Source organism: Salinivibrio costicola subsp. alcaliphilus (assembly GCF_001996185.1).
GTDB classification, from domain to species: domain Bacteria; phylum Pseudomonadota; class Gammaproteobacteria; order Enterobacterales; family Vibrionaceae; genus Salinivibrio; species Salinivibrio costicola.
Genome location: NZ_MUFR01000004.1, coordinates 1 through 21,988, shown reverse-complemented (window position 1 = coordinate 21,988; position 21,988 = coordinate 1). Strand labels below are relative to the sequence as shown.

General features: G+C 48.9%; 21 protein-coding genes and 2 tRNA genes. 11 read left to right on the top strand and 12 right to left on the bottom strand.

The genetic code is table 11. The annotated features are described in order from the left end of the window. Positions 1-3: 3 nt before the first annotated feature. The 3 genes from thiI to pomA form a co-directional block, all read right to left on the bottom strand. A complete protein-coding gene (gene thiI, locus BZJ21_RS02030; protein ID WP_077669006.1) occupies positions 4-1,452 on the bottom strand; it encodes a tRNA uracil 4-sulfurtransferase ThiI in 1,449 nt (482 codons plus the stop codon). Positions 1,453-1,598: 146 nt separating this feature from the next. Then, positions 1,599-2,537, bottom strand: coding sequence for a flagellar motor protein MotB (locus BZJ21_RS02025; RefSeq protein WP_077669005.1), 939 nt, complete (start codon positions 2,535-2,537; stop codon positions 1,599-1,601). Positions 2,538-2,583: 46 nt separating this feature from the next. Then, positions 2,584-3,345, bottom strand: a complete 762-nt coding sequence (gene pomA / locus BZJ21_RS02020) for a flagellar motor protein PomA (RefSeq protein WP_077669004.1) — start codon at positions 3,343-3,345, stop codon at positions 2,584-2,586. Positions 3,346-3,565: 220 nt separating this feature from the next. Here pomA and xseB point away from each other — a divergent pair, with 220 nt between their 5' ends. Genes xseB through dxs form a run of 3 tightly spaced genes read left to right on the top strand, consistent with a single transcriptional unit; the run spans position 3,566 to position 6,602 of the window. Beyond that, positions 3,566-3,811, top strand: a complete 246-nt coding sequence (xseB, locus tag BZJ21_RS02015; RefSeq protein WP_077461639.1) for an exodeoxyribonuclease VII small subunit — start codon at positions 3,566-3,568, stop codon at positions 3,809-3,811. Beyond that, a complete protein-coding gene (gene ispA / locus BZJ21_RS02010; protein WP_077461640.1) occupies positions 3,804-4,703 on the top strand; it encodes a (2E,6E)-farnesyl diphosphate synthase in 900 nt (299 codons plus the stop codon). The genes xseB and ispA overlap by 8 nt, the downstream gene beginning before the upstream one ends. Positions 4,704-4,730: 27 nt before the next feature. Next, the gene (gene dxs / locus BZJ21_RS02005) at positions 4,731-6,602 is read left to right on the top strand and encodes a 1-deoxy-D-xylulose-5-phosphate synthase (protein ID WP_077669003.1); all 1,872 of its coding nucleotides are present in this window, start codon (positions 4,731-4,733) and stop codon (positions 6,600-6,602) included. A 141-nt stretch (positions 6,603-6,743) separates the two neighbouring features. Here the strand turns inward: dxs and upp are convergent, their stop codons facing one another. Further along, positions 6,744-7,370 (bottom strand): uracil phosphoribosyltransferase, encoded by a 627-nt coding sequence (gene upp, locus BZJ21_RS02000; protein ID WP_021024156.1) that lies wholly within the window; start codon positions 7,368-7,370, stop codon positions 6,744-6,746. Positions 7,371-7,554: 184 nt separating this feature from the next. Between upp and purM the strand changes: the two genes are divergently transcribed. Together purM and purN are read left to right on the top strand one after the other, a co-directional pair. Then, positions 7,555-8,598 carry a phosphoribosylformylglycinamidine cyclo-ligase gene (gene purM / locus BZJ21_RS01995; RefSeq protein ID WP_077669002.1) on the top strand — a complete coding sequence of 348 codons (1,044 nt, stop codon included), beginning with the start codon at positions 7,555-7,557 and terminating at the stop codon, positions 8,596-8,598. After that, the gene (gene purN, locus BZJ21_RS01990; RefSeq protein ID WP_021024158.1) at positions 8,595-9,233 is read left to right on the top strand and encodes a phosphoribosylglycinamide formyltransferase; all 639 of its coding nucleotides are present in this window, start codon (positions 8,595-8,597) and stop codon (positions 9,231-9,233) included. The genes purM and purN overlap by 4 nt, the downstream gene beginning before the upstream one ends. A gap of 39 nt (positions 9,234-9,272) precedes the next feature. Here purN and BZJ21_RS01985 read toward each other — a convergent pair whose 3' ends face one another. Next, positions 9,273-10,067: a class II glutamine amidotransferase gene (locus BZJ21_RS01985; protein WP_077461644.1), complete on the bottom strand. Its 795-nt coding sequence runs from the start codon at positions 10,065-10,067 to the stop codon at positions 9,273-9,275. A gap of 21 nt (positions 10,068-10,088) precedes the next feature. Further along, positions 10,089-10,667 (bottom strand): D-sedoheptulose 7-phosphate isomerase, encoded by a 579-nt coding sequence (gene lpcA / locus BZJ21_RS01980; protein WP_021024160.1) that lies wholly within the window; start codon positions 10,665-10,667, stop codon positions 10,089-10,091. A 303-nt stretch (positions 10,668-10,970) separates the two neighbouring features. Between lpcA and fadE the strand changes: the two genes are divergently transcribed. Beyond that, positions 10,971-13,415 (top strand): acyl-CoA dehydrogenase FadE, encoded by a 2,445-nt coding sequence (gene fadE / locus BZJ21_RS01975; RefSeq protein WP_077669001.1) that lies wholly within the window; start codon positions 10,971-10,973, stop codon positions 13,413-13,415. 92 nt (positions 13,416-13,507) lie between these two features. Here fadE and BZJ21_RS01970 read toward each other — a convergent pair whose 3' ends face one another. Both BZJ21_RS01970 and dnaQ read right to left on the bottom strand, forming a co-directional pair. Next, positions 13,508-14,827: a TIGR03503 family protein gene (locus BZJ21_RS01970; protein WP_077669000.1), complete on the bottom strand. Its 1,320-nt coding sequence runs from the start codon at positions 14,825-14,827 to the stop codon at positions 13,508-13,510. A gap of 8 nt (positions 14,828-14,835) precedes the next feature. Next, on the bottom strand, positions 14,836-15,558 hold the full coding sequence (gene dnaQ / locus BZJ21_RS01965; RefSeq protein WP_021024163.1) for a DNA polymerase III subunit epsilon: 723 nt from the start codon (positions 15,556-15,558) through the stop codon (positions 14,836-14,838). Positions 15,559-15,609: 51 nt separating this feature from the next. On the opposite strand from dnaQ, the gene rnhA reads away from it, so the two are divergent. Beyond that, entirely contained in the window at positions 15,610-16,077 is a 468-nt protein-coding gene (gene rnhA / locus BZJ21_RS01960) for a ribonuclease HI (protein WP_021024164.1), read from the top strand. 12 nt (positions 16,078-16,089) lie between these two features. Here rnhA and BZJ21_RS01955 read toward each other — a convergent pair whose 3' ends face one another. Further along, complete coding sequence (locus BZJ21_RS01955; protein WP_077668999.1) at positions 16,090-16,815, bottom strand: class I SAM-dependent methyltransferase; 726 nt, start codon at positions 16,813-16,815, stop codon at positions 16,090-16,092. Positions 16,816-16,847: 32 nt separating this feature from the next. On the opposite strand from BZJ21_RS01955, the gene gloB reads away from it, so the two are divergent. The 3 genes from gloB to BZJ21_RS01940 all read left to right on the top strand — a co-directional run bounded on the left by gloB (position 16,848) and on the right by BZJ21_RS01940 (position 19,941). Continuing rightward, the gene (gene gloB / locus BZJ21_RS01950; protein WP_021024166.1) at positions 16,848-17,606 is read left to right on the top strand and encodes a hydroxyacylglutathione hydrolase; all 759 of its coding nucleotides are present in this window, start codon (positions 16,848-16,850) and stop codon (positions 17,604-17,606) included. A 71-nt stretch (positions 17,607-17,677) separates the two neighbouring features. After that, complete coding sequence (locus BZJ21_RS01945; protein ID WP_077668998.1) at positions 17,678-19,255, top strand: lytic transglycosylase; 1,578 nt, start codon at positions 17,678-17,680, stop codon at positions 19,253-19,255. Further along, complete coding sequence (locus BZJ21_RS01940; RefSeq protein WP_236719501.1) at positions 19,252-19,941, top strand: YIP1 family protein; 690 nt, start codon at positions 19,252-19,254, stop codon at positions 19,939-19,941. The genes BZJ21_RS01945 and BZJ21_RS01940 overlap by 4 nt, the downstream gene beginning before the upstream one ends. A gap of 42 nt (positions 19,942-19,983) precedes the next feature. Here the strand turns inward: BZJ21_RS01940 and BZJ21_RS01935 are convergent, their stop codons facing one another. Continuing rightward, positions 19,984-20,826: an endonuclease/exonuclease/phosphatase family protein gene (locus BZJ21_RS01935; RefSeq protein ID WP_077461649.1), complete on the bottom strand. Its 843-nt coding sequence runs from the start codon at positions 20,824-20,826 to the stop codon at positions 19,984-19,986. A 184-nt stretch (positions 20,827-21,010) separates the two neighbouring features. On the opposite strand from BZJ21_RS01935, the gene BZJ21_RS01930 reads away from it, so the two are divergent. Beyond that, complete coding sequence (locus BZJ21_RS01930; RefSeq protein ID WP_158075492.1) at positions 21,011-21,409, top strand: gamma-glutamylcyclotransferase family protein; 399 nt, start codon at positions 21,011-21,013, stop codon at positions 21,407-21,409. A 260-nt stretch (positions 21,410-21,669) separates the two neighbouring features. On the opposite strand, the gene BZJ21_RS01925 is transcribed toward BZJ21_RS01930, so the two are convergent. Further along, positions 21,670-21,746 (bottom strand) — tRNA-Trp (locus tag BZJ21_RS01925). Positions 21,747-21,754: 8 nt separating this feature from the next. After that, a tRNA-Asp gene (locus tag BZJ21_RS01920) sits at positions 21,755-21,831 on the bottom strand. Between the last annotated feature and the right edge of the window lie 157 nt (positions 21,832-21,988).

The window sequence follows — 21,988 nt, the reverse complement described above, 5'->3', positions numbered from 1 at the left end:
TGATTAAACCCGATAGACTTTCACATTCTCAAAGCCCATATCTTTGAGGTACAGGGCTTGCAGTCGACTCATTACGCCACGTTCACAATAGAGCAAATAGGTTTTACTTTGGTCAAGATCACCGAATTGCGTCGCCAACTTAAAGAAGGGAATATGAGCGACGTTCGCACCTTCAACCTTGAGTGGTTTGTCTTCTTGCTCTTCGCGGCTGCGAATATCTAAAACGACGGAATCTTTATCAACCTCGTTGACCCATTCCGCTTCTGGCGCTTTCTCTTTGCTTAGCGCTTCAATGGCACGGATATCCATGATCGTCGCCTGATCAACCGCTTGTTCTAACAAGCTAAAGTCAAACTTTGATTCCTCATGCTCCAACTTGGCTTTTTCCGCTTTGACCGTGGGCTTTTTCGAAATCACCCCACAGTACTCAGGCATGGTTTTGGCAAAATCTTCGGTGCCAATTTTGCGTGCAGTATCAATAATATCTTCTTTATCCCAGTTGATCAGCGGGCGCAAAATCAGGCTATCAGTGACGTTATCAATCATGCGCAAGTTAGTGAGTGTCTGACTAGATACTTGACCCAAAGCCTCGCCAGTTACCAAGGCCTGAATACCGAAGCGCTCTGCAACCATGCTCGCCGCACGCACAAACATGCGTTTCAACACCACGCCCATCTGACCGTTATCAACGTTTTCGAGAATGCTATTAACCACCGGCTCGAAATCAATCGAAATAAACTTCACTTTGGCCGAGGAACCAAATTTATTCCAAAGATAGTGAGAAACCTGCTGCACACCCGTTTCATGAGATTTGCCGCCAAGATTAAAAAAGCAATAGTGAACCTTACTACCACGTTTTATATGCAGGTAACTCGACACCCCTGAGTCGAAGCCGCCCGATATCAAGCTCAGTACGTCTTCTTGCGTACCCAGCGGGAAGCCGCCTAAGCCGGTATGACGATGCTTCACCAAGTTCAGCTTATCGTGGTCAACTTCCATCATCACGGTTACGTCAGGCTTTTTCAGCTGTACGCTTGCCGACGAAACAGCTTGGTTTAACCCACCGCCCACATAGCGTTCAAGCTCAATAGAACTAAAGTCATGCTTGCCGCGGCGTTTGGCTCGGACACAAAACGTTTTTCCTTCAATTTGATCACGCACTCCCTCTAAAGTGAGTGTATAAATATGATGCAAATCGTTAAACAGTGTCTGCTCTACCTCAAGCACAGTTTGGACGCCAGGCGTGTTAGTTAGCACATCCAGCACCAGCTGACGCTCGTCCGGTTGTTTTAATGTCACCTCAATGTGATCCCGACGGTTATATACCGCCGTATTACCAGTCCGACGCTTTAGAATATTACGAATATTGCATTCGAGGATTTTAGTAAAACGCTTTCTGACTGACTCGCTTTTGACGATCACCTCAGGGTGAATTTTAACAATAAACTTCATAACCGGTTCGATACAGCTGGAAATAAAGCCGCGGATTATACAATAACCAAGGCGCCGCTGAAACCGGCTATTTTTGTGTCTATTAAACGGCAATAAGGCGACGCTCACGCATCGGAATCGATAAGTCGTGACCGTCGCAGAGGATGTTAAGGGATGGGATCATCCACATCATCAGCAGAGATCTCGTCTGAAAAGCTCGGTTTCCCTTGCATCACAGCGATTTCTACACGCCGGTTGGCGGCCCGATTGTCGGGAGAGCTATTCGGAGCTCGTGGCTGTGTGTCGGCCAAGCCTTCTACCTTCATCCGCAAATGGTTAAAGCCGGGCACTTTTTCCATTTCCTGTGCCACTGAGACCGCACGCTGTGCGGAGATGTCCCAGTTAGATCGATATAGCTCAGACTCCAGCGGTGTGCTGTCGGTATGGCCTGACACTTTAATTTCTCCAGGAACATCTTTTACCAGCTGCGCAATTTGGCGCACCATGGGGCGGAACTTAGGCTGCAAAAACGCAGAATTGGGAGGAAACGCCCCCTTTTCTTGAACGCGGATAACCAGCTGCTGACCTAGGTTTTCAACCTCGATAGCGCCTTCTTCTATCTCGCGCTGCAACGCCTGCATCAAGGCTTTTTGTAACTGCTCAAGTTGCTCTTGCATCCGTTGTTGTTCAAGCTGTGATGCAACCTGAGCACTCGATCCACCTTCTTTGTCAGAGGTTGTCCGCTGCGATCCGCCAGAGCGATCATCTTGCCCCTCTTGAAAGTCCAAAGTGCGCTGCGTCATGTCAATGGTTTGCTGCATGATCACTTCAATGGGCGTCGGCTCTGGGCGGCCAGGGCGAAACTCTTGTGCAATCACACTGGTCCCTTTAGGAATATCTTTCACCTCAAGGACGTTTTGTACCCCAAACGCAAATTTCATCGAGCCAGCGATTTGCTTAAATTTGAGCACGTCCATTTCTGAAAAGGACAACAGAAGGACGAAAAAGCACATGAGCAGTGACATCAAGTCTGCAAACGTCCCCATCCAAGGCGGTAAGCCGGGAGGCGGGCATTTGCATTCCTCTTCTTCTTGCTGTTGTGCCATGAGGACTCCTTAAATCTCGCTATTTTTGATGTTCAACGCAGACGCTTTAATTATCGACATCCACTGCACGCTTGCCTTCATTAAGGTAATTTTTCAAAAAGTCATCAATCACACGTGGGTTTTGACCATCTTGAATCGCGAGTAAGCCGTCCATAATAAGACGACGGTTTAACTTCTCTTGTTCTTTGCGTAGTGCGAGCTTGTTGGCAATCGGGGTCGCCACCATATTTGCCAGCATCGCCCCGTACATAGTCGTCAGCAAAGCCACTGCCATTGCCGGGCCGATGGCCTTAGGATCATCCATGTTAGAAAGCATGGCAACCAGACCAATCAAGGTCCCGATCATCCCCATTGCTGGGGCGACATCCGCTAACGCGTTATAAAAACCAATACCGTGATCATGCCGCTCTTCCGTCAAGCTGATATCTTTCTTCAAGGTGGCACGAACTACATCCGCATCATGGCCATCAACGAGCAAGTCGACACCTTTTTGCATAAACGAATTATTCACTTCCATTTCTTCGAGGGCGAGAAACCCGCCTTTACGAGCAGCATCTGCCATTTCGATAATCTTGGCAATCAAATCTTCCGGGTCATCAGACTTAAACATAAAAGCCTTACCCGCGATTTTAAAACTGCCAAAAAATTGCCCCATCGTGTATTTGGTTAAGACAACAAATAGACTGCCCCCGATAACGATCAACACAGATGGAACGTCAAAATACATGTTCATGGTGCCGCCCAGCAGCATCGCCATGACAACGAATGCGAACGAACCAAGCATGCCGATGAGCGTCGCTATATCCACGTCAGTCTCCCTTAACTACCATTAAGTCATTGTTGTTCATTTTCAGGGTATTGGTTATATCGGCAACCAATCCTTTAGGTTTAGCGTAAATCCGTCAATATCAATAAGGATAACATGCCATTTACCGCTTGGGGTAAGAACACAAAATCGGCCTCTGCGGTTTGACCACTTTTCACCGCTGAGTTACCGTCTAGCCTTTCTTTTCTAATTTTATGGCATCATGGCTGTGAAGAAACCAGAAAATATGACCTTTGAGGACACGCTCAAAGAGTTAGACAGTATCGTTGGCGCGTTAGAGTCCGGCGAATTGCCGCTTGATACGGCAATGAAACGCTTCGAGCGTGGTATCACCTTAACCCGTCAAGGGCAAAAAACCTTGGCGGACGCCGAGCAACGGGTCGAGATCTTGCTTTCGCAAGAAGACGATGGGCCACTGACTGAGTTTTCCCCCCAAGACGATGACTAGTACTGTTGCAAAAGAGACTCTGCGCGAGACGCAAACGCGAAGTAACCGACAACTTGAATCCTGGCTTTATACCCTAGACCATCAGGAACAACCTCTTATTCAAGCGATGCGCCATGGCTTGTTATTGGGAGGAAAACGGATTCGCCCGTTTTTAACCTATGCGACGGGGCAACTTTTCGGTATACCGCTTGCGCAGCTCGACACACCCGCAGTAGCAGTAGAGTGTATTCATGCTTATTCATTAATCCATGACGATTTACCGGCGATGGACAACGACAGTTTGCGCCGTGGTCAGCCGACTTGTCATGTTGCATTCGATGAAGCGACGGCGATTCTCGCCGGTGATGCGCTACAAACACTGGCTTTTACCGTGCTTGCTGAAGGTGAACTCAATCCAAATGCCCAACCATACCGTATCGATATGGTGAAAGTATTGGCCAATGCAAGTGGCGCATCCGGGATGTGTCTGGGTCAATCACTTGATTTAGCCGCAGAAGGCCGAGCCGTTGATTTATATGCTTTGAAGCAAATTCATCGTAATAAAACCGGTGCACTCATTAAAGCGGCGGTACGATTGGGGGCCTATGCGGCTGGGGAGACTGGGGTGAAACACCTCGGATCGTTAGACCGATTTGCGGATGCTATCGGGCTCGCATTCCAAGTTCAGGATGATATTTTGGACATCACCAGCGATACGCAAACGCTTGGAAAGCCTCAAGGTTCCGATGTGAATGCGGAGAAGAGCACCTACCCTGCTTTACTGGGGCTGGCTGGCGCGCAAGAAAAAGCGGCGCAACTTTACCAAGAAGCACTACACGCCTTGGAGGCGATCCCCTACAATACCGAGCAACTGGAAGTTTTTGCCCGATATATCATCGAGCGCAACAACTAGCATGATTAATAAAAGCGCCGAACCATTATGACATTGGATATATCAAAATACCCAACCCTCGCGCTTGCTGATACGCCTGAAGAGTTACGCACCTTACCGCGTGACCACTTGCCTCAGTTGTGCGAGGAGTTACGTACCTATTTACTTAACACAGTGAGCCATTCCAGCGGCCATTTTGCCTCAGGGCTGGGAACGGTGGAACTCACTGTGGCGCTGCATTATGTCTATAATACGCCGTTTGACCATCTTGTTTGGGATGTAGGGCATCAAGCTTACCCCCACAAAATCTTAACCGGACGGCGGGAGCAGATGCCCACGATCCGGAAAAAAGATGGCCTTCACCCCTTCCCTTGGCGAGAAGAAAGCCCTTACGATGTGCTGTCAGTCGGGCACTCTTCGACCTCAATCAGCGCAGCTCTCGGGATGGCTATCTGCGCGGAAAAAGAAGGGCAAAACCGGCGCGTAGTCAGTGTGATTGGCGACGGCGCCATCACCGCGGGGATGGCTTTTGAAGCCATGAACCACGCTGGGGATGTGAAGCCCGATATGTTGGTCGTACTGAATGACAATGAGATGTCTATCTCAGAAAATGTCGGCGCCTTGAATAATCATTTTGCGCAATTGCTTTCTGGCAATGTCTATACCAGCATTCGCGAAGGCGGCAAAAAAGTGCTCTCCGGCGCCCCCCCGATTAAAGAATTGGTACGTCGTGCGGAAGAACACCTCAAAGGCATGGTCGTGCCTGGCACCATGTTTGAAGAGTTAGGCTTTAATTACATTGGTCCGATTGATGGGCACGATGTCGAAGAGCTGGTCAAAACCCTTAAAAATATGCGCCACCTAAAAGGGCCGCAATTTTTACATGTGATGACCAAAAAAGGCAAAGGTTACGCGCCGGCAGAAAACGATCCGATTGGCTATCATGCTGTCCCCAAGTTTGATCCGAGCGTGTATACGTTACCTAAGTCTAAGCCTTCCAGCCCCAGCTTTTCCAATGTGTTTGGTGATTGGCTTTGTGATATGGCCGAACAAGATGACAAATTGTTAGCCATCACGCCAGCCATGCGAGAAGGGTCTGGCATGGTCCGCTTTTCTAAGGCACACCCAGATAAATATTTTGATGTCGCTATCGCGGAACAACACTCGGTAACGCTTGCCGCGGGTATGGCGATTGGAACCTATCATCCGGTGGTCGCGATTTATTCGACCTTTCTACAACGCGCTTATGATCAGCTCATTCATGATGTCGCGATCATGAATCTTCCGGTGTTATTTGCGATTGATCGCGGTGGTATTGTCGGCGCCGACGGTCAAACTCACCAAGGTGCGTTTGATTTGAGTTACTTACGGTGCATTCCAAATTTGGTTGTCATGACGCCCAGTGATGAAAACGAATGCCGTCAAATGCTGTATACCGGTCATACTCATGATGGTCCCGCCGCAGTGCGGTACCCTCGAGGCAGCGGGATGGGCGCTGTTATTGACGATAAAATGCAAGCTATCCCCGTGGGTAAAGGCGTGGTCAAACGTCAAGGTGAACACATCGCCATTCTGAATTTTGGCACCTTACTGCCAAGCGTATTGGACGCGGCAGACACACTCAACGCAACGGTTGTCGATATGCGCTTTGCTAAGCCGCTTGATCACACACTGATCGAGGAGATGGCAAAAGCCCATGACTGCTTGGTGACCGTGGAAGAGAATGCGGTAGCGGGCGGCGCTGGCTCTGGCGTCATTGAAACATTGATGGCGCAAGGCACGGTGAAACCCGTCCTGCAAATAGGCTTACCCGATCGTTTTATTTCGCAAGGCACACAACAAGAAATCCATGCCGATATCGAATTAGACAGCACCGGCATTGAAGCCCAAATCCGGCGCTACCTCGCTAAGCTAGGTTAAGCTAAGCCCCTGAAACTAAAAAAACCGCTAGTACTTAGCGGTTTTTTTGTTTTTCCAAACGATTAATTTGATGACTTGGCGTCTGGCTACTTGGCTTCTGACGACTTAATGGCTTGGTTACTTAATGACCTAGTTACTTAGTTACTTAGTGCCAAAAATCTTATCGCCAGCATCGCCCAAACCAGGAACAATATAGCCGTTATCATCTAACTTCTCATCAATGGCAGCAGTATAAAGCTCCACATCAGGATGTGCTTTTTTCAGTGCTTCGATCCCTTCAGGCGCTGAGACCAAAACCAAAACCTTAATTTGCTGACAGCCCTGCTCTTTCAACAAATCGATCGTCGCAATCATAGAGCCACCGGTTGCTAACATCGGATCCACGACCAAGGCCATTCGCTCATCGATGTTGCTCGCCAGCTTATGAAAATAAGGCACAGGTTCAAGGGTTTCTTCGTCACGATAGACACCCACGACACTGATCCGCGCGCCAGGAACGTGCTCTAAGACACCATCCATCATACCGAGTCCAGCACGAAGGATAGGCACCACAGTCACTTTTTTACCTTTAATTTGGTCGACATCAACCGGGCCATCCCAGCCATCGATCGTCACTTTTTCTGTATCGAAGTCTGAGGTGGCTTCATAAGTCAACAGGCTACCTACTTCGGTGGCAAGCTCACGAAACCGCTTGGTGCTGATATCACGTTCACGCATCAAGCCGATTTTATGTTTGACTAACGGGTGCCTTACTTCCACGACCTTCATCTTAGACTCCTTACAAAAAACAAATTCTCGGTAGTATACATGAAAGTAATTTGCTAGCGTAGAGATAGCGCTTGATATATCGTTTAGAATCTCACCAAACTGCTCGCGCAAACGTTTTCCTTTCACTGAATGCGCTGATAGAATAGCGCCGACTTTTGATTTCCAACTCCGGCGAGGAATTGCAGTGAGCGGTAAACAATCATCTCTTAGCTATAAAGATGCAGGTGTCGACATTGATGCCGGCAACGCACTGGTCGATCGTATTAAAGGTGTGGTGAAACAAACACATCGCCCTGAAGTGATGGGAGGACTAGGCGGTTTTGGTGCACTTTGTTCATTGCCAACCAAATACAAAGAGCCCGTACTGGTGTCTGGTACGGATGGCGTTGGAACCAAGCTACGCCTTGCATTGGACGCGAATAAACATGACACAATTGGCATCGATTTGGTGGCGATGTGTGTCAACGATCTGATTGTGCAAGGCGCAGAGCCGTTATTTTTTCTTGATTACTATGCCACAGGAAAGCTCGACGTCGACGTCGCTGCCAATGTCGTGACCGGAATCGCACACGGCTGCCAACAAGCCGGCTGTGCCCTGATCGGCGGCGAAACCGCTGAAATGCCGGGAATGTATAGTGGCGACGATTATGATGTCGCTGGCTTTTGTGTCGGGGTGGCGGAAAAGTCGGCGCTGATTGATGGCAGCAATGTCGGCGATGGCGATGCACTGATTGGCCTTGCGTCCAGTGGTCCGCACTCAAACGGTTATTCCCTGATCCGTAAAATCCTCGATGTGAGCCAAGCGGATCTCAGCACGCCATTGGCCGGTCAACCGCTTATCGAACATTTGTTGGCACCGACCCGTATTTACGTCAAATCTGTCTTAGCGCTGCAGGAGCAAACCTCAATCCACGCGGTGTCGCATATCACAGGTGGCGGTTTTTGGGAGAACATTCCCCGCGTATTACCTGCAGGGACAAAAGCAGTGATCGACAATAACAGCTGGCAGTGGCCTGCAATTTTTAACTGGCTGCAAGAAAAAGGCAATGTCAGCGATTACGAAATGCTACGTACGTTTAATTGTGGTGTTGGCTTGGTCATTGCGCTACCACAAACTGAAGCAGAGAAAGCAATTGCTTTACTCAATGAAGTAGGAGAAACCGCTTGGCAACTGGGTCATATTGCCCATGCAAACGCTAATGAAGCGCAAGTGGAGCTCACAGAATGAAACGCATTGTTGTGTTAATTTCTGGTAGTGGCTCAAACCTGCAAGCGCTCATTGATCAGTTTCATCAGGGGCATCAGGCACGCATCGTTGCTGTTATCGCCAATAAAGCAAACGTGTATGGCCTAACACGTGCCGAGCAAGCCGATATTCCCGCTCAGGTCGTTGCTAATACAGCGTATGCCAGCCGCGAAGACTATGACGCGGCTTTGGTTCGGGCTATCGATGTTCATCAACCCGACTTAGTGGTATTGGCTGGCTTTATGCGTATTTTAACCCCAGGTTTTGTCAGCCATTACGCAGGGCGGATGCTGAATATTCACCCATCACTGCTCCCTAAATACACGGGACTACATACCCACCAGCGCGCGATTGATGCTGGCGACAAAGAGCATGGGACGTCGGTACATTTTGTCACGGAAGAACTTGATGGTGGGCCTGTGATATTACAAGCTCGCGTCCCTATCTTTGCCGATGATGAGATTGATTCCGTCGCCGCCCGTGTTCAACAACAAGAACACCGAATCTATCCATTAGTGGTTAAATGGTTTATTGATGGACGGCTTAAAATGGAAGCTGGGAAAGCTTGGTTGGACAATCAACCACTCGGTCCTTCAGGCCATGCAGCTGACGATTGACCGGCATTGCGATGAACAGGCGCCTCGGCGCCTGTTCGATCATGATGTGGCGACGCTCGCTTGGTTCGAGCAATAGACCTCGCCAAAGTGGAACACGCAGTACTCCCCTTCTTGCATCTTATGCCAGCTCTCATTATTGGTCAGCGGCTGCGTCGCAATCACTGAAACAATATCATCCGGCGTTGTCTGCTCGTGAAAATCAACTGTCATTTCTTGATCGATCAAACTCGCTCGACCAAATGGCGCACGACGTGTAATCCAATGCAGATTATTGGTGCAATACGCCATCACATAATCGCCATCGCTAAACAGCATGTTATATACGCCAAGCGCGCGCAGTCGGTCACAGCGTGAAGCAATAAAATCAAACACCTCACACATGTTGTCCGGTTGCTTTGGATAATGCTTAAACAGCTCGTTTAACAACCAACAAAAGGCCTTTTCACTATCGGTCTCTCCCACGGGTTTGAAATGTCCCGTCTCGAGACTTTCAAACCCAGAGAGTTGGCCATTATGGGCAAAGGTCCAATGGCGTCCCCAAATTTCTCGCGTAAAAGGATGTGTGTTTTCCAAGCTCACGCCGCCTCGGTTCGCTTGACGAATATGACTAACGACCGAACAGCTTTTGATCGGATAACTGGTTACAAGCTCCGCGACTTTAGATTGACTGCTGGGGGCCGGATCTTTAAAGGTACGAAATCCTTTACCCTCATAAAAAGTAATCCCCCAACCATCACGATGCGGACCTGTTTTTCCGCCCCGTTGAATTAAGCCGGTAAAACTAAAACAGATATCCGTAGGGACGTTGGCACTCATGCCAAGCAACTCACACATTCTTTCGTCTACCTCTGCGAATTATGCTGCCATTTCCTTTTCCACCAATTGGATCAGAATATGGATAATTTTGATATGAACTTCTTGAATGCGATCAGCATAACCAAAGTGTGGAACCCGAATTTCGATGTCCGCTAGCCCGGCCATTTTGCCGCCATCTTTTCCCGTTAGCATGATTGTTTTCATGCCCTTTTTCTGAGCCGCTTCCATCGCGTTTAAGATGTTCCCTGAATTCCCCGAGGTCGATAGGCCAAACAGAACGTCCCCCTTCATACCCACGGCTTCAACATAACGGGAGAAAACATACTCGTAGCCAAAGTCGTTGGAGACACAGGAAATATGACTCGGATCGGAAATGGCAATCGCCGGGTAGCCTGGACGGTTTTCGCGGTAACGCCCGGTGAGTTCTTCAGCAAAATGCATCGCATCACAATGTGAGCCACCATTACCACAAGACAACACCTTGCCGCTGGCCTTAAAACTATCAGCAAGGAGTGTCGCCGCTTTTTCAATCTGCTGGATGTTATTGTCATCACTCAAAAATGCAGTTAACACATCGGCTGCTTCTGAAAGCTCACCGCGAATAAGATCTTGGTACATGGCACCTTCCCACTGTTAACAAATATCACGCCCGTTAGGCATCAGTCAGTTCAACTATCAGTGTACCCGTATCGTTTTAGGACTGTCGACTACCGTTATCATCCAGCAAGCGAGCTCGGTCACGTTTGCTTGAATGGCAACCTATCTTTCCATTTGTGCAATAACTGCAGTGAAGATTTTCTGACCTTGCAGGCCAGGTCACACCGTATGATTTTACAATTATTTAATTTTTTGGTTACATTGAGTGGTACGACCTCTTACCACGACACGTAAGAGCCTAATTAAACCGAAGGAGATGACGTGATGGCAACAGGGTTATATATCGTCGCCATGCTAATACTGGCCGGCGTACTCGCATACCATCGTGCTAAGTTGCTGGTATCGACTGCCGTACTGGCAGCCGGATTAGTTGTAGGGACAGTCATAGGGAGTGTGGGGCAAATTACTTGGTTAATTTTTGCCGTCATTGCTCTACCACTAAATATTGTGACATTTCGTCGCAATTGGCTGAGTAAGCCTGCATTTAAAGCCTTTAAATCCGTGATGCCAGAAATGTCAGCAACGGAGAAAGAAGCGATCGACGCAGGCACCGTCTGGTGGGAAGCCGATTTATTCCGCGGCGCCCCGGATTGGAACAAATTGCATGATATTCCGGCCCCCACACTTAGCGCTGAAGAACAAGCCTTCCTCGATGGACCTGTTAATGAGGTCTGTCGCATGGTTGATGACTACCAGGTCACGCACGAGCTTGCCGATCTTCCCGAAGAGGTGTGGCAGTATCTGAAGGACAATAAGTTCTTCGCCATGATCATCAAAAAACAATATGGTGGCTTAGAGTTTTCCGCATATGCACAGTCTTTAGTACTGCAAAAACTGTCGGGGGTTTCTGGTGTACTGTCGTCAACCGTGGGTGTTCCTAACTCGCTCGGCCCTGGTGAACTACTTCAGCATTATGGTACCGAGGATCAGAAAGACCACTATCTCCCTCGCCTTGCCCAGGGTAAGGAGATCCCTTGTTTTGCATTAACCAGTCCAGAAGCCGGTTCGGATGCGGGCTCTATTCCAGACTACGGCGTAGTGACCAAAGGCGTTTGGAACGGTGAAGAAGTCCTGGGAATGAAAATCACCTGGAACAAACGCTATATCACGCTTGCACCGGTAGCGACTGTCTTAGGCTTGGCATTTAAGCTACGCGACCCCGATCATTTACTCGGTGATCAAGACGAGCTCGGCATCACTTGCGCATTGATCCCAACCGATATGGAAGGTGTGCAAATTGGTCGCCGCCATTTCCCATTGAACGTGCCTTTCCAAAATGGCCCGACTCAAGGTAACGAAGTCTTTGTTCCGATGGACTTTATTATTGGCGGGCAAAAAATGGCCGGTCAAGGCTGGCGCATGTTGATGGAGTGCTTGTCTATTGGTCGCGGTATCACGCTGCCTTCAAATACCACGGGTGGGCTTAAATCGGCTGCACTTGCAACCGGCGCTTACGCACGTATTCGTCGTCAGTTCAAATTGCCGATTGGTAAAATGGAAGGGATCGAAGAGCCGCTGGCTCGCATCGCGGGTAATGCCTATGTTATGGATGCCGCGAGTGCGTTGACCGTGACAGGGATTGATGCAGGCGAAAAACCCTCTGTTATCTCGGCAATCGTCAAATATCACTGTACCCACCGTAGCCAGCAGAGCGTCATTGATGCGATGGATGTTATTGGTGGTAAAGGCATCTGTTTAGGGCCGAAAAACTATTTGGGCCGGAATTACCAGGGCTCACCGATTGCTATCACCGTGGAAGGTGCGAATATTCTGACCCGCTCAATGATTATCTTTGGCCAGGGAGCGATTCGTTGTCACCCATTTGTCTTAGATGAGATTCGTGCGAGCGAGAATAGCGATCAGCAAGCGGCACTTGCAGCATTTGACAAAGCACTGTTCGGTCACGTCGGCTTTGTATTTAGCAATGTTGCTCGCACCCTTTGGCTTGGTTTAACCGATGGACGTTTCTCGAAAGCACCACGCAAAGACGCGACACATCGTTACTACCAGCAGATGAATCGCTACAGCTCTGCGCTGGCACTGCTTGCTGATGTCTCTATGGCGGTATTGGGCGGTAACCTGAAACGTAAAGAGCGCTTATCCGCGCGCTTGGGGGATGTGCTTAGCCAGCTCTACTTAGCATCCGCGACCATGAAGCGTTACGCTGACGAAGGCTACCAGACCGAGGATCTTCCTTTGGTTCATTGGGGCATGCAAGACGCGATGTACCAAACAGAGCAAGCATTGGATGGTTTTCTCGCAAACTTCCCGAATCGTGTGATTGCCGGGTTAGTAAGGGCCTTGGTGTTCCCTCTTGGTAGAGGACGCCGCCAGCCGGGTGATCGTCTGGATGGTAAATTGGCAGTGATTTTACAATCACCTAGTGCGACGCGTGACCGGATTGGTCGTGGTCAATTCTTTGAGCCAGGCAATGCGATCGGCAATATCGAGAAAGCGTTGCATGACATCCTCAAGGCTGAGCCTATCCATAAGAAGGTCTGTGACGGTCTTGGCGAGAAGTTGCCGTTCATGTTCCTGGATCAAGTAGCCGATAAAGGGTTACACGCTGGCGTCATTTCCGAGCAAGAAGCCGACTTACTGCGAGAAGCCGAGCAAGGTCGACTCGAAACAATCAATGTCGATGACTTTGATCCTGCCGAGTTACCTGCCGCGTCAGTCAAAGAAAACAAGATGCATAATGCGGCATAACCGCACTGTATTTTGAGCGCACCACTAAAAGAGAGGGATTTCCCTCTCTTTTTTTATCATTAACCACGGCTAAATTTTATCATTCGCCACGGTTAAACATTTTTATTCGATCCATCAATATCCAGCTCATCCGTCTCTTCACTTGCCTCCTTTGACTCCGCATCTTTATCTGGTGGCGGAGCTTCAAGCTCTTGCGCGGCTTCAGCTAATTTTCGTGCTTTACGCTTTTTCAGCACAAACCAGGTTGCGGCGCCAATCAAGATGACAAGTAAATTACCTAAGCCAATAATAATGAGAGACGTTGTACGTGCTTCAGCCTGCTCTCTTTCTCGTCTCCGTGCCTCGGCGGCCTCCATCATTGCCTGCTCACGCGCTTCGCGCTCTGCTTCAGCTTGTTCTAGCGCTGCGTAATCTGTAACAGCAAAAGTTTGCTCTGGTAAGGGGAAAACCAGGGAGCGACCCGACAATTGGTCTGTCGCGTATAGTGTTGAGAGCCATTTATATTGCCCAGGCGTACTCGCATAGGGAATATCGAGCGAGAGTGTCTCTGACTTTTCCTCACTATTTTTTTGATAAACCGTTGTCTTGCCTTCGGTATCAGTAAACTTGGCATGAACAGACACGCTGCCGGGCTCAATGCTAGCTTGTTCCATTTGGATAGTTAACTGATGCGGCTCATCATCTATTTGGCTTTGCTTAAAAGTCGCCATGAGTGGCGTCGGGTAAACGAGGACTTCTTGCTCAAGGGTACGAAAGAAGATCCCATTTCCCGATGTCACGCGTGCTCGATACTTACCTGGCATCACATCAATAGGAAGCGAAACAGTAAAGATCCCATCATTAGGCGCTTCATCCAGTCCTGTTCCATCATCACTAAACTGGCCGAGCGATTTTGGCTGAGGACGTTGGTCAGGATTAAGCGAGGCAGGATCGTCAACAAACTCAGAAAAACTAACGGTGAGATCCACACGCCGAATAAAGTCTCGCAGATTGAGGGGGTCATCACCTAACATTAATCGTGCGGTGAATTTAATCGCTTCACCTTGATAAAGCCGACTGGGCAAATCTTCCACTTTCATGCGCAAGTCGCTCAGCACTTTCACTTTGTTATCAGGGCTAACGCGACCAATGGCTTGCCACGGCCCGGGCATCGGATCGCTAATCGATACAATGTCCATATCAGCCTCTTGATGCCAAGAGACATTATCGGGATGCCGCCATGCATAATATTTGCTTCCGTCAGGCCGAACCAAGACCACGGGCATGCTGGGTTTTTCTCGATAAATGACAAACGCAGCACGCTCAATCGTTGGGTCAACGCGAAAGCGGTTTTCCAGCAGCCGGATTTCTTGCTCGTTGGCGTGTGCCAATAAAGGGAAACAAAAACAAACTGCCCACCACCGCTTTCTCATGCCTGCTCCTACTGCCGCCAAAGACAGCTGCCGTTTTGTTCAATAAAGTCTAACCGCGCTTCATGCGCACTCATTTCATCGGCCGATGCAGGGATGACCTTTAGCGATTTCTGACGCTTAACCGTTCTCGGCGCCATTGGACTTGCATTATCAGTATCGGTCCCTGCATTAAAGGATAAATCTGTTTGTCCACCCGTCATTAACAGATAGACGTCAGCTAGTATCTCCGCATCCAGTAAAGCCCCGTGTAATGTGCGCCTTGAGTTATCAATGCCATAGCGATCACACAATACATCCAAGTTATTACGTTTGCCTGGGAAGATTTTCTTCGCCATTGCCAAGGTATCTGTGACTGTGCAAATCTCATTGGTTCGCACCGATACCCCGAGGTTTTTAAACTCATGGTCCATAAACCCCACATCAAAGGGCGCATTATGAGCAATCAACTCAGCACCTTGAATAAAATCGACGAAGGCCTGATGCACGTGCGTATAGGCAGGCTTATCTGCTAAAAATGCATCAGTAATACCATGCACTGAAATCGCTTCAGGGTCGATCGCGCGCGTGGGTTTGATGTAGGCATGAAAGTGCCGACCGGTGAGTTTGCGATTGATAATCTCAACGGCACCGATTTCTATAATATTGTGACCTCGGTAGTGAGGCCCACCTTCGCGGTTCATACCTGTGGTTTCGGTATCTAACACGATGAGACGATCGTAATTCGCTTTCATGGCAATAACTGTGTCAAACTTGGCTCAGATGAATAGCCTATAGTATCAAAGATGACCAAGCAGGTAGAAATTTTCACAGATGGTTCATGCCTCGGTAACCCAGGTCCTGGGGGGTATGGTGTGGTAATGCGCTATAAGCAGCATGAAAAAACGCTGAGTGCTGGGTTTACCCTCACCACCAACAACCGCATGGAGTTGATGGCCGCGATTGTCGGGTTACAAGCGTTAAAAGATTCCTGCGAAGTGGTTCTGACCACGGACAGCCAATACGTTCGCCAAGGAATTACCCAGTGGATCCATAACTGGAAAAAGCGCCAGTGGAAAACGGCGGATAAGAAGCCGGTTAAAAATGCCGACCTGTGGCAGCAATTAGATCAGGTGGCAGCCAACCACCAGATCACGTGGAACTGGGTAAAAGGCCACGCCGGTCACCCTGAAAATGAACGTTGTGATGAGCTCGCACGTCAAGCCGCTAACCAACCAACCGAAACAGATGAAGGCTATCAGCCTCCCGCATAAAAGCATGGTGCGCTAACCGCCGTTAGGTACAACTCCCCCTAGCGGCGATACCGCTTGCTTTAGTTTCCAACGGGGCTTAATCGGTTTAAGTGGATAACTGCGTTTGCGCGCCATAATAAGATAAATAGATCCTAACGCGGGCGTTATCATACTGGCGCTACTTTCAACCCACGCATGGCGAGTGTTGGGGCGTTGTGTTGGCCATAGACCCATTTGATGTGCGGTAATGATTTCATAGTTCATAACACTTAACCAATCTTTGACGCGCAGCGGTGAAAACATTCGTCCTCCCCAAGGTAGGCGCTGATGTCGACCTCTAATCAGCTTTTTCATCCCCAGGAGACTGGTTGGATTAACGCCAGAAAGAATCAAACAACCATCGTCAATCATCACGCGATCGACCTCTCTTAGTAATCGGTGCGGGTCGTCGCTATAATCAAGTTGGTGTGCGAGTAAACAGACATCAAAGGACTTTTGGATAAACGGTAAGGCATAGTGGGCAGCCGTGAGGTTACGCATCGGATTGTGTTTATCGACACAGACTTGGTGTTGAATGTTACACTGTTTACTAACTAGCTCGCAGCTTAATCCACCTAATTTAAGCAAATGATAGCCGAATAAAGTAGGCAGACACTCATCCAGCCGGGTTTGCAATTGGGTGCGCGCCCAATCACCGTAGGCAACCTGGTCCCATGTATAGGGATAGTCAAACTGATGTTCAATGCGCGCTGGTTTCATTATTAAGGCTCATTCTATCGCTGGAGAACCCAATGCTTCACGTCAAAAGCATACCTGCATTTAACGATAATTACATATGGCTCATTATTAGTGAAGATAATCGATGCGCCGTGGTCGATCCCGGTGAAGCAAGTCAGGTTATTGACTATCTCAAAGCAAATACGTTGACACTGTCTTGTATTCTTATCACACATCACCACTGGGATCATACGAATGGTATTGAGGAGCTTGTCCGTTTCGCACCCAGCGCCCAAGTTATCGGACCGGAGATCAAACCTATCCCGCGCTTAAGTATGGCAGTGGGAGATGGCGATCAGATTGATGTTTTCGATCATCGATTTTTAGTGGTCGGAGTTGAAGGACATACTGATGATCACATCGCTTTTGTTGGCGATGGGAAGCTGTTTTGTGGTGATGCGCTATTCTCTGCTGGCTGTGGCCGCTTGCTTGGGGGCACCGCAGCACAAGCGCTAAATTCGCTTAAGAAGCTAGCCTCCTTGCCGATTGAAACAGAGGTCTATTGCGCCCACGAGTATACCGCTGCCAATGTTGCCTTCGCACTCACTGTCGAACCTGAAAACGATGATCTCCATTTGTATCGCGAAGAAGTCAACCGATTACGCGCTCAGGAAAAACAAACACTACCGAGCACCATTGGACGCGAAAAACGTATCAATCCGTTTTTGCGCATTCATGAGCCAAGCGTAATTCAAGCGGTCAGCGGGCGTGCGCAAAATAACACTGAATTAGAAGTTTTCCGCGCGTTACGTCAGTGGAAGGACGAATTTTGAGCTGAGTCTCTTGTCATCAGTGAGACCAGCCCCTATCATCATCGGCTATTTTGGACGAAGGTTTTTATGCCATGAAGTACCGTTTAGTTTTATTGAGCACACTGTTGCTGAGCGGCTGTCAGTCAACGGGTGACACTCAAGACACGGATACCGCCCACAAAGCGCCTCCTATTGCGGGCCAGAAGGCTTCATCTGCGCCCACAGAGACCGCAGTAACACCAGAGAAAGCGGTACCTAACCAACCCACGGTACTCTCACCGCAAAAACAAGAGGATGTTTGGCAGCGGATCAGTATGCAACTCTCCTTGCCTGTCCCAAATAATGCATCGGTGAGGCGGTATCGAAATTGGTATTTAAACTACCCTAATCACCTCGCAACCGTGACTGAGCGCGCGACGCCCTTTTTACACCTTATTGTTGAAAAAGTAGAAGCTCGTAATATGCCACTCGAGCTGGCACTGCTGCCTGTTGTTGAAAGCTCGTTTGATCAGTTTGCCTATTCTCATGGTAGAGCCGCGGGCTTATGGCAGTTTGTTCCTGCTACGGGGCGACGCTTTGGCTTAGAACAAAACTGGTGGTATGACGGCCGACGTGATGTGGCCCAATCAACCGATGCCGCACTTGATTACCTCGAGTACTTGCACGGCATGTTTGATGGCAACTGGTTACACGCAATCGCGGCGTACAATTCCGGCGAAGGGCGCGTATCAAGAGCGATCCGACGTAACGAGCAGCGCGGAAAACCGACCGATTTCTGGCACCTTGACCTTCCTAAAGAGACCAGCAGTTATGTGCCCAAACTCATCGCACTGGGTGACGTGCTGCGCAATAAAAACAAATACGGTTTAGATCTCCCTGAAATCCCTAACCAGCCAGTGTTAACCATGGTCGATCCGGGTATGCAAATGGATCTCGCGTTAGCAGCTAACTATGCCGGTTTGACTGTGTCAGAACTGCAAAGCCTTAATCCAGCCTATAACCACTGGGCAACGTCTCCATCGGGCCCAACTCACCTTTTACTGCCGAATGATAAGGTGGCGCACTTCAATACCGAGCTCGCGAAAAATAAGAATCAGGGACTTCGTGTCGAACGCTATGCGGTTAAGTCGGGCGATAGCCTAAGTGAGATAGCAGACCAGTATAATACCACGGTAAAAGTACTCAAACGCGCGAATCAGTTACGCTCATCACGCATTCGTGTGGGTCAACGCTTAATGATCCCGGTATCGCTCAAAGATGAGTCTCAATACACGCTAAGTGCTCCTCAACGGTTGGCCGCCTTGCAGGCTGCCGAGCGTGATGGTTATAAGCGTACTCACACAGTACGTCAGGGAGATAGTTTTTGGACGATTGCGCGTCGTTATGACGTGGATTATCGCCAACTCGCGAAGTGGAACGGCATGAGTCCTCGCGACACTTTAAGCATTGGTCAACAGCTCGTTGTGTGGGATAAAGAAAACAATACGCAACGTATTCGCACAATCACCTACCGTATTCGCCAAGGTGATTCACTGAGCACGATTGCACATCGATATAAGGTATCCGTGTCAGATTTAATCAAATGGAACCAACTGCGCCAGAACGCATATATCCAACCGGGACAACAGTTGACGCTTCATATTGATATTTCACGGAGTAGTGGCTCATGATGCAAGCCTCAACCAATCCATTTTATGCCTTACGTGACACCGTACTCCGACCAAGTGCGTGTTTCGCCGCACTAAGTCAACGACCAGCGTGGGGCTGGGTTGCTTATTTACTAATGTGCTTGAGCGCGATTGCGTTTTGGAGTGCTTATTTTGATCACACGGATGTATCAACCCTTCAGCAAGCACTGGCTCAACAGCTGTCCATACCTCAAGCAGAAGCGGAAAAGTGGTTACAACGAGAAACACTCCTAGCCTCTGAAGTATTGGGGGATTGGTTTGGTCGTGCCGCGGTAATTTTTGCCTTAGCCCTTTGGTTCCGGTTATCCACCAAGCAAGAGGCACCTAACTTTGGCTATCGTCACTGGTTAGCGGCATCCTGCTTTATTTTCCTGCCGGCAGTCATTGGTGATTTAGCAAGCTATACCAATATGACACTCGCACCGAGCTTTATCCTTCCGGCTCATGCTGATCTCAATAGTCTGAATGGCCTGCTCAAGCTACCGCTGACATCACCCTGGACAGCCTGGGCAGCCAGTTTACCCTTGCTCCTACCATGGTACTGGGTCCTCAGTATTACCGCTATTGGTACCTGGACACCGTTAAATCAAGGTAAAGCCATTGTTGTCGCCACTCTCCCCTGGGTAGCTGTTTTCGGTGGCTGGGCGATCATCATTGCTGTGAGTTAATCCATTACAGCTATGGGTTAATGCATCACACGCGACGAGCGCTCACCCTAGCACCTTAAGTTGTGCCTCCATCGCCGCATGATCGGAGGCACCATTATCAATCGCACTGGCCTGCTCCACGGTCAATCCGCGATAGAATATATGATCTAAAGGCAGCCCAAACTTAGTCATCCGCTGGTCCGGTTGAAAATGCATTTCTTGTAAAGACAAACGCGACACCATCGCTCTGACTGCTTCTAATCGCCGTTGCGACCACGTATTAAAATCCCCTGCCAAGATAATCGGTCCATCAACACGTAACAAGGCTTGCTCAAGCGCTGCTAATTGCTTTTTATAAGCCGCCATCGCGTAAGTGAAGTTAATGCTATGAATATTGACCACAGCCAGTCGCTGACCATTGGAAAGCTGATACTCACTGTACAGTGCACTTTTGGGCAAGCGTAAATAGGGCTCTACCGCTGTATAAGCGCAGCTATGGAGAGGATTAACCTGAGAAAGATTCATAACCCCAGCGACCGCATCTTGCATCGCAAACGCATAGGCTTGATCATAATGAAGTGATGACTGTGTAATCCAGCGCGCGAGTTGAGGCCCAAAACTCGCTTCCTGTAATAGCATAAGACGATGCGGATCTCGATACTGCGTCAATGCTGTATCCCATTGTGGCCGCTGCTGTTTGTAAATGTTCCAAACCAGCAAAGAGAAATGGCCTTGTTCATCCAGCGGTAATGAATGGGTATAATCAACACATTGGCGATAAATACCAGAGACAGTGTGTAACTGTGACCCATCGGGGACAGTAAAGTAACCATTGACACCCACTATGGCCGTTGGGACTAAAATGGCGCTTCCCCAGGCCACTACCTTGCCAATACGTCGTTTCATTACTTAATTACCACCATAAAGCTCACCACTGAAAGTATAGGTTGCCCCTACATCGGGCGCCGATTTTGCGATCGTTAATGCCTAAATACAAGTGATAAACACACCTTATCACTTGCCGCACACTTGATGTCAGAGATAGGATAGAAAAGCAATGATAACAAGGTGTATTCATGGAGCGACGCCTATGCTCAATAATCTATTTGTTTACGGTACTCTTTGTCCAGACGAAGAGAACCACCACCTGCTCGCTGATATGAAAGGGAGCTGGCACAAAGCCAGCATACAAGCAATACGCACCGACCGTGGCTGGGGATCGGCAGCAGGGCACCCAGGGATCGAGTTAAGTGATAACGCAAAGGACAGAGTAAAAGGCTGGTTATTTAAAGCTGACGATCTTTCAACGAGATTAGCGCAGATCGATCAATTTGAAGGCGCGGGCTACCAACGAGTGATTGTTGAAGTGGAATATAAACATACAAGCGGAGAAGACACCAAGCATACCACCGCCTTCACTTATGAACTCTGTTTTAGTCATCAGCCTAATGCGAGCGGGCCAAGCCAATTTGTCGCCAAAAACGACTAATAAGTGCTCTTACTCATAAACACAAAAAACCACCAATAAGCCAGTGTATCGAGTGATACTTGTATAAAAAAAGCACCGACATAAGTCGGTGCTTTTTAGGTGGCAGGGGTAGAGGGATTCGACCGGGCTGGCGACCCAGCGGACTGGCGCCCCAGCCCCCAACACGCAGATCTAACTGCCACACCAAAACCATCAATAAGCCAATGTATCGAGTGATACTTGTATAAAAAAAGCACCGACATAAGTCGGTGCTTTTTAGGTGGCAGGGGTAGAGGGATTCGAACCCCCAACACGCGGATTTGGAATCCGCTGCTCTGCCAGTTGGAGCTATACCCCTATAAGTAGTGGCGGAGTGGACGGGACTCGAACCCGCGACCCCCGGCGTGACAGGCCGGTATTCTAACCAACTGAACTACCACTCCGCACCAATTCTTTCTCATCAAAGTCTTACACTTAATTGCTTTGATGCTTAAATTTTTTCTAACTAAAGCCTAATACTAAGCGCTAATTAGATAATGAGAGCCTGGCGATGTCCTACTCTCACATGGGGAGACCCCACACTACCATCGGCGCTGCTTC

What these genes read in the sequence shown, in the direction of transcription:
- rnhA (WP_021024164.1), top strand. Translation starts at nt 15,610, where the DNA reads ATGACCAAGCAGGTAGAAATTTTCACAGATGGTTCATGCCTCGGTAAC.
- ispA (WP_077461640.1), top strand. Translation starts at nt 3,804, where the DNA reads ATGACTAGTACTGTTGCAAAAGAGACTCTGCGCGAGACGCAAACGCGA.
- BZJ21_RS01935 (WP_077461649.1), bottom strand. Translation starts at nt 20,826, where the DNA reads ATGAAACGACGTATTGGCAAGGTAGTGGCCTGGGGAAGCGCCATTTTA.
- BZJ21_RS01930 (WP_158075492.1), top strand. Translation starts at nt 21,011, where the DNA reads ATGCTCAATAATCTATTTGTTTACGGTACTCTTTGTCCAGACGAAGAG.
- purN (WP_021024158.1), top strand. Translation starts at nt 8,595, where the DNA reads ATGAAACGCATTGTTGTGTTAATTTCTGGTAGTGGCTCAAACCTGCAA.
- BZJ21_RS01940 (WP_236719501.1), top strand. Translation starts at nt 19,252, where the DNA reads ATGATGCAAGCCTCAACCAATCCATTTTATGCCTTACGTGACACCGTA.
- upp (WP_021024156.1), bottom strand. Translation starts at nt 7,370, where the DNA reads ATGAAGGTCGTGGAAGTAAGGCACCCGTTAGTCAAACATAAAATCGGC.
- BZJ21_RS02025 (WP_077669005.1), bottom strand. Translation starts at nt 2,537, where the DNA reads ATGGCACAACAGCAAGAAGAAGAGGAATGCAAATGCCCGCCTCCCGGC.
- BZJ21_RS01955 (WP_077668999.1), bottom strand. Translation starts at nt 16,815, where the DNA reads ATGAAACCAGCGCGCATTGAACATCAGTTTGACTATCCCTATACATGG.
- BZJ21_RS01985 (WP_077461644.1), bottom strand. Translation starts at nt 10,067, where the DNA reads ATGTGTGAGTTGCTTGGCATGAGTGCCAACGTCCCTACGGATATCTGT.
- lpcA (WP_021024160.1), bottom strand. Translation starts at nt 10,667, where the DNA reads ATGTACCAAGATCTTATTCGCGGTGAGCTTTCAGAAGCAGCCGATGTG.
- fadE (WP_077669001.1), top strand. Translation starts at nt 10,971, where the DNA reads ATGGCAACAGGGTTATATATCGTCGCCATGCTAATACTGGCCGGCGTA.
- gloB (WP_021024166.1), top strand. Translation starts at nt 16,848, where the DNA reads ATGCTTCACGTCAAAAGCATACCTGCATTTAACGATAATTACATATGG.
- xseB (WP_077461639.1), top strand. Translation starts at nt 3,566, where the DNA reads ATGGCTGTGAAGAAACCAGAAAATATGACCTTTGAGGACACGCTCAAA.
- dxs (WP_077669003.1), top strand. Translation starts at nt 4,731, where the DNA reads ATGACATTGGATATATCAAAATACCCAACCCTCGCGCTTGCTGATACG.
- BZJ21_RS01970 (WP_077669000.1), bottom strand. Translation starts at nt 14,827, where the DNA reads ATGAGAAAGCGGTGGTGGGCAGTTTGTTTTTGTTTCCCTTTATTGGCA.
- BZJ21_RS01945 (WP_077668998.1), top strand. Translation starts at nt 17,678, where the DNA reads ATGAAGTACCGTTTAGTTTTATTGAGCACACTGTTGCTGAGCGGCTGT.
- dnaQ (WP_021024163.1), bottom strand. Translation starts at nt 15,558, where the DNA reads ATGAAAGCGAATTACGATCGTCTCATCGTGTTAGATACCGAAACCACA.
- thiI (WP_077669006.1), bottom strand. Translation starts at nt 1,452, where the DNA reads ATGAAGTTTATTGTTAAAATTCACCCTGAGGTGATCGTCAAAAGCGAG.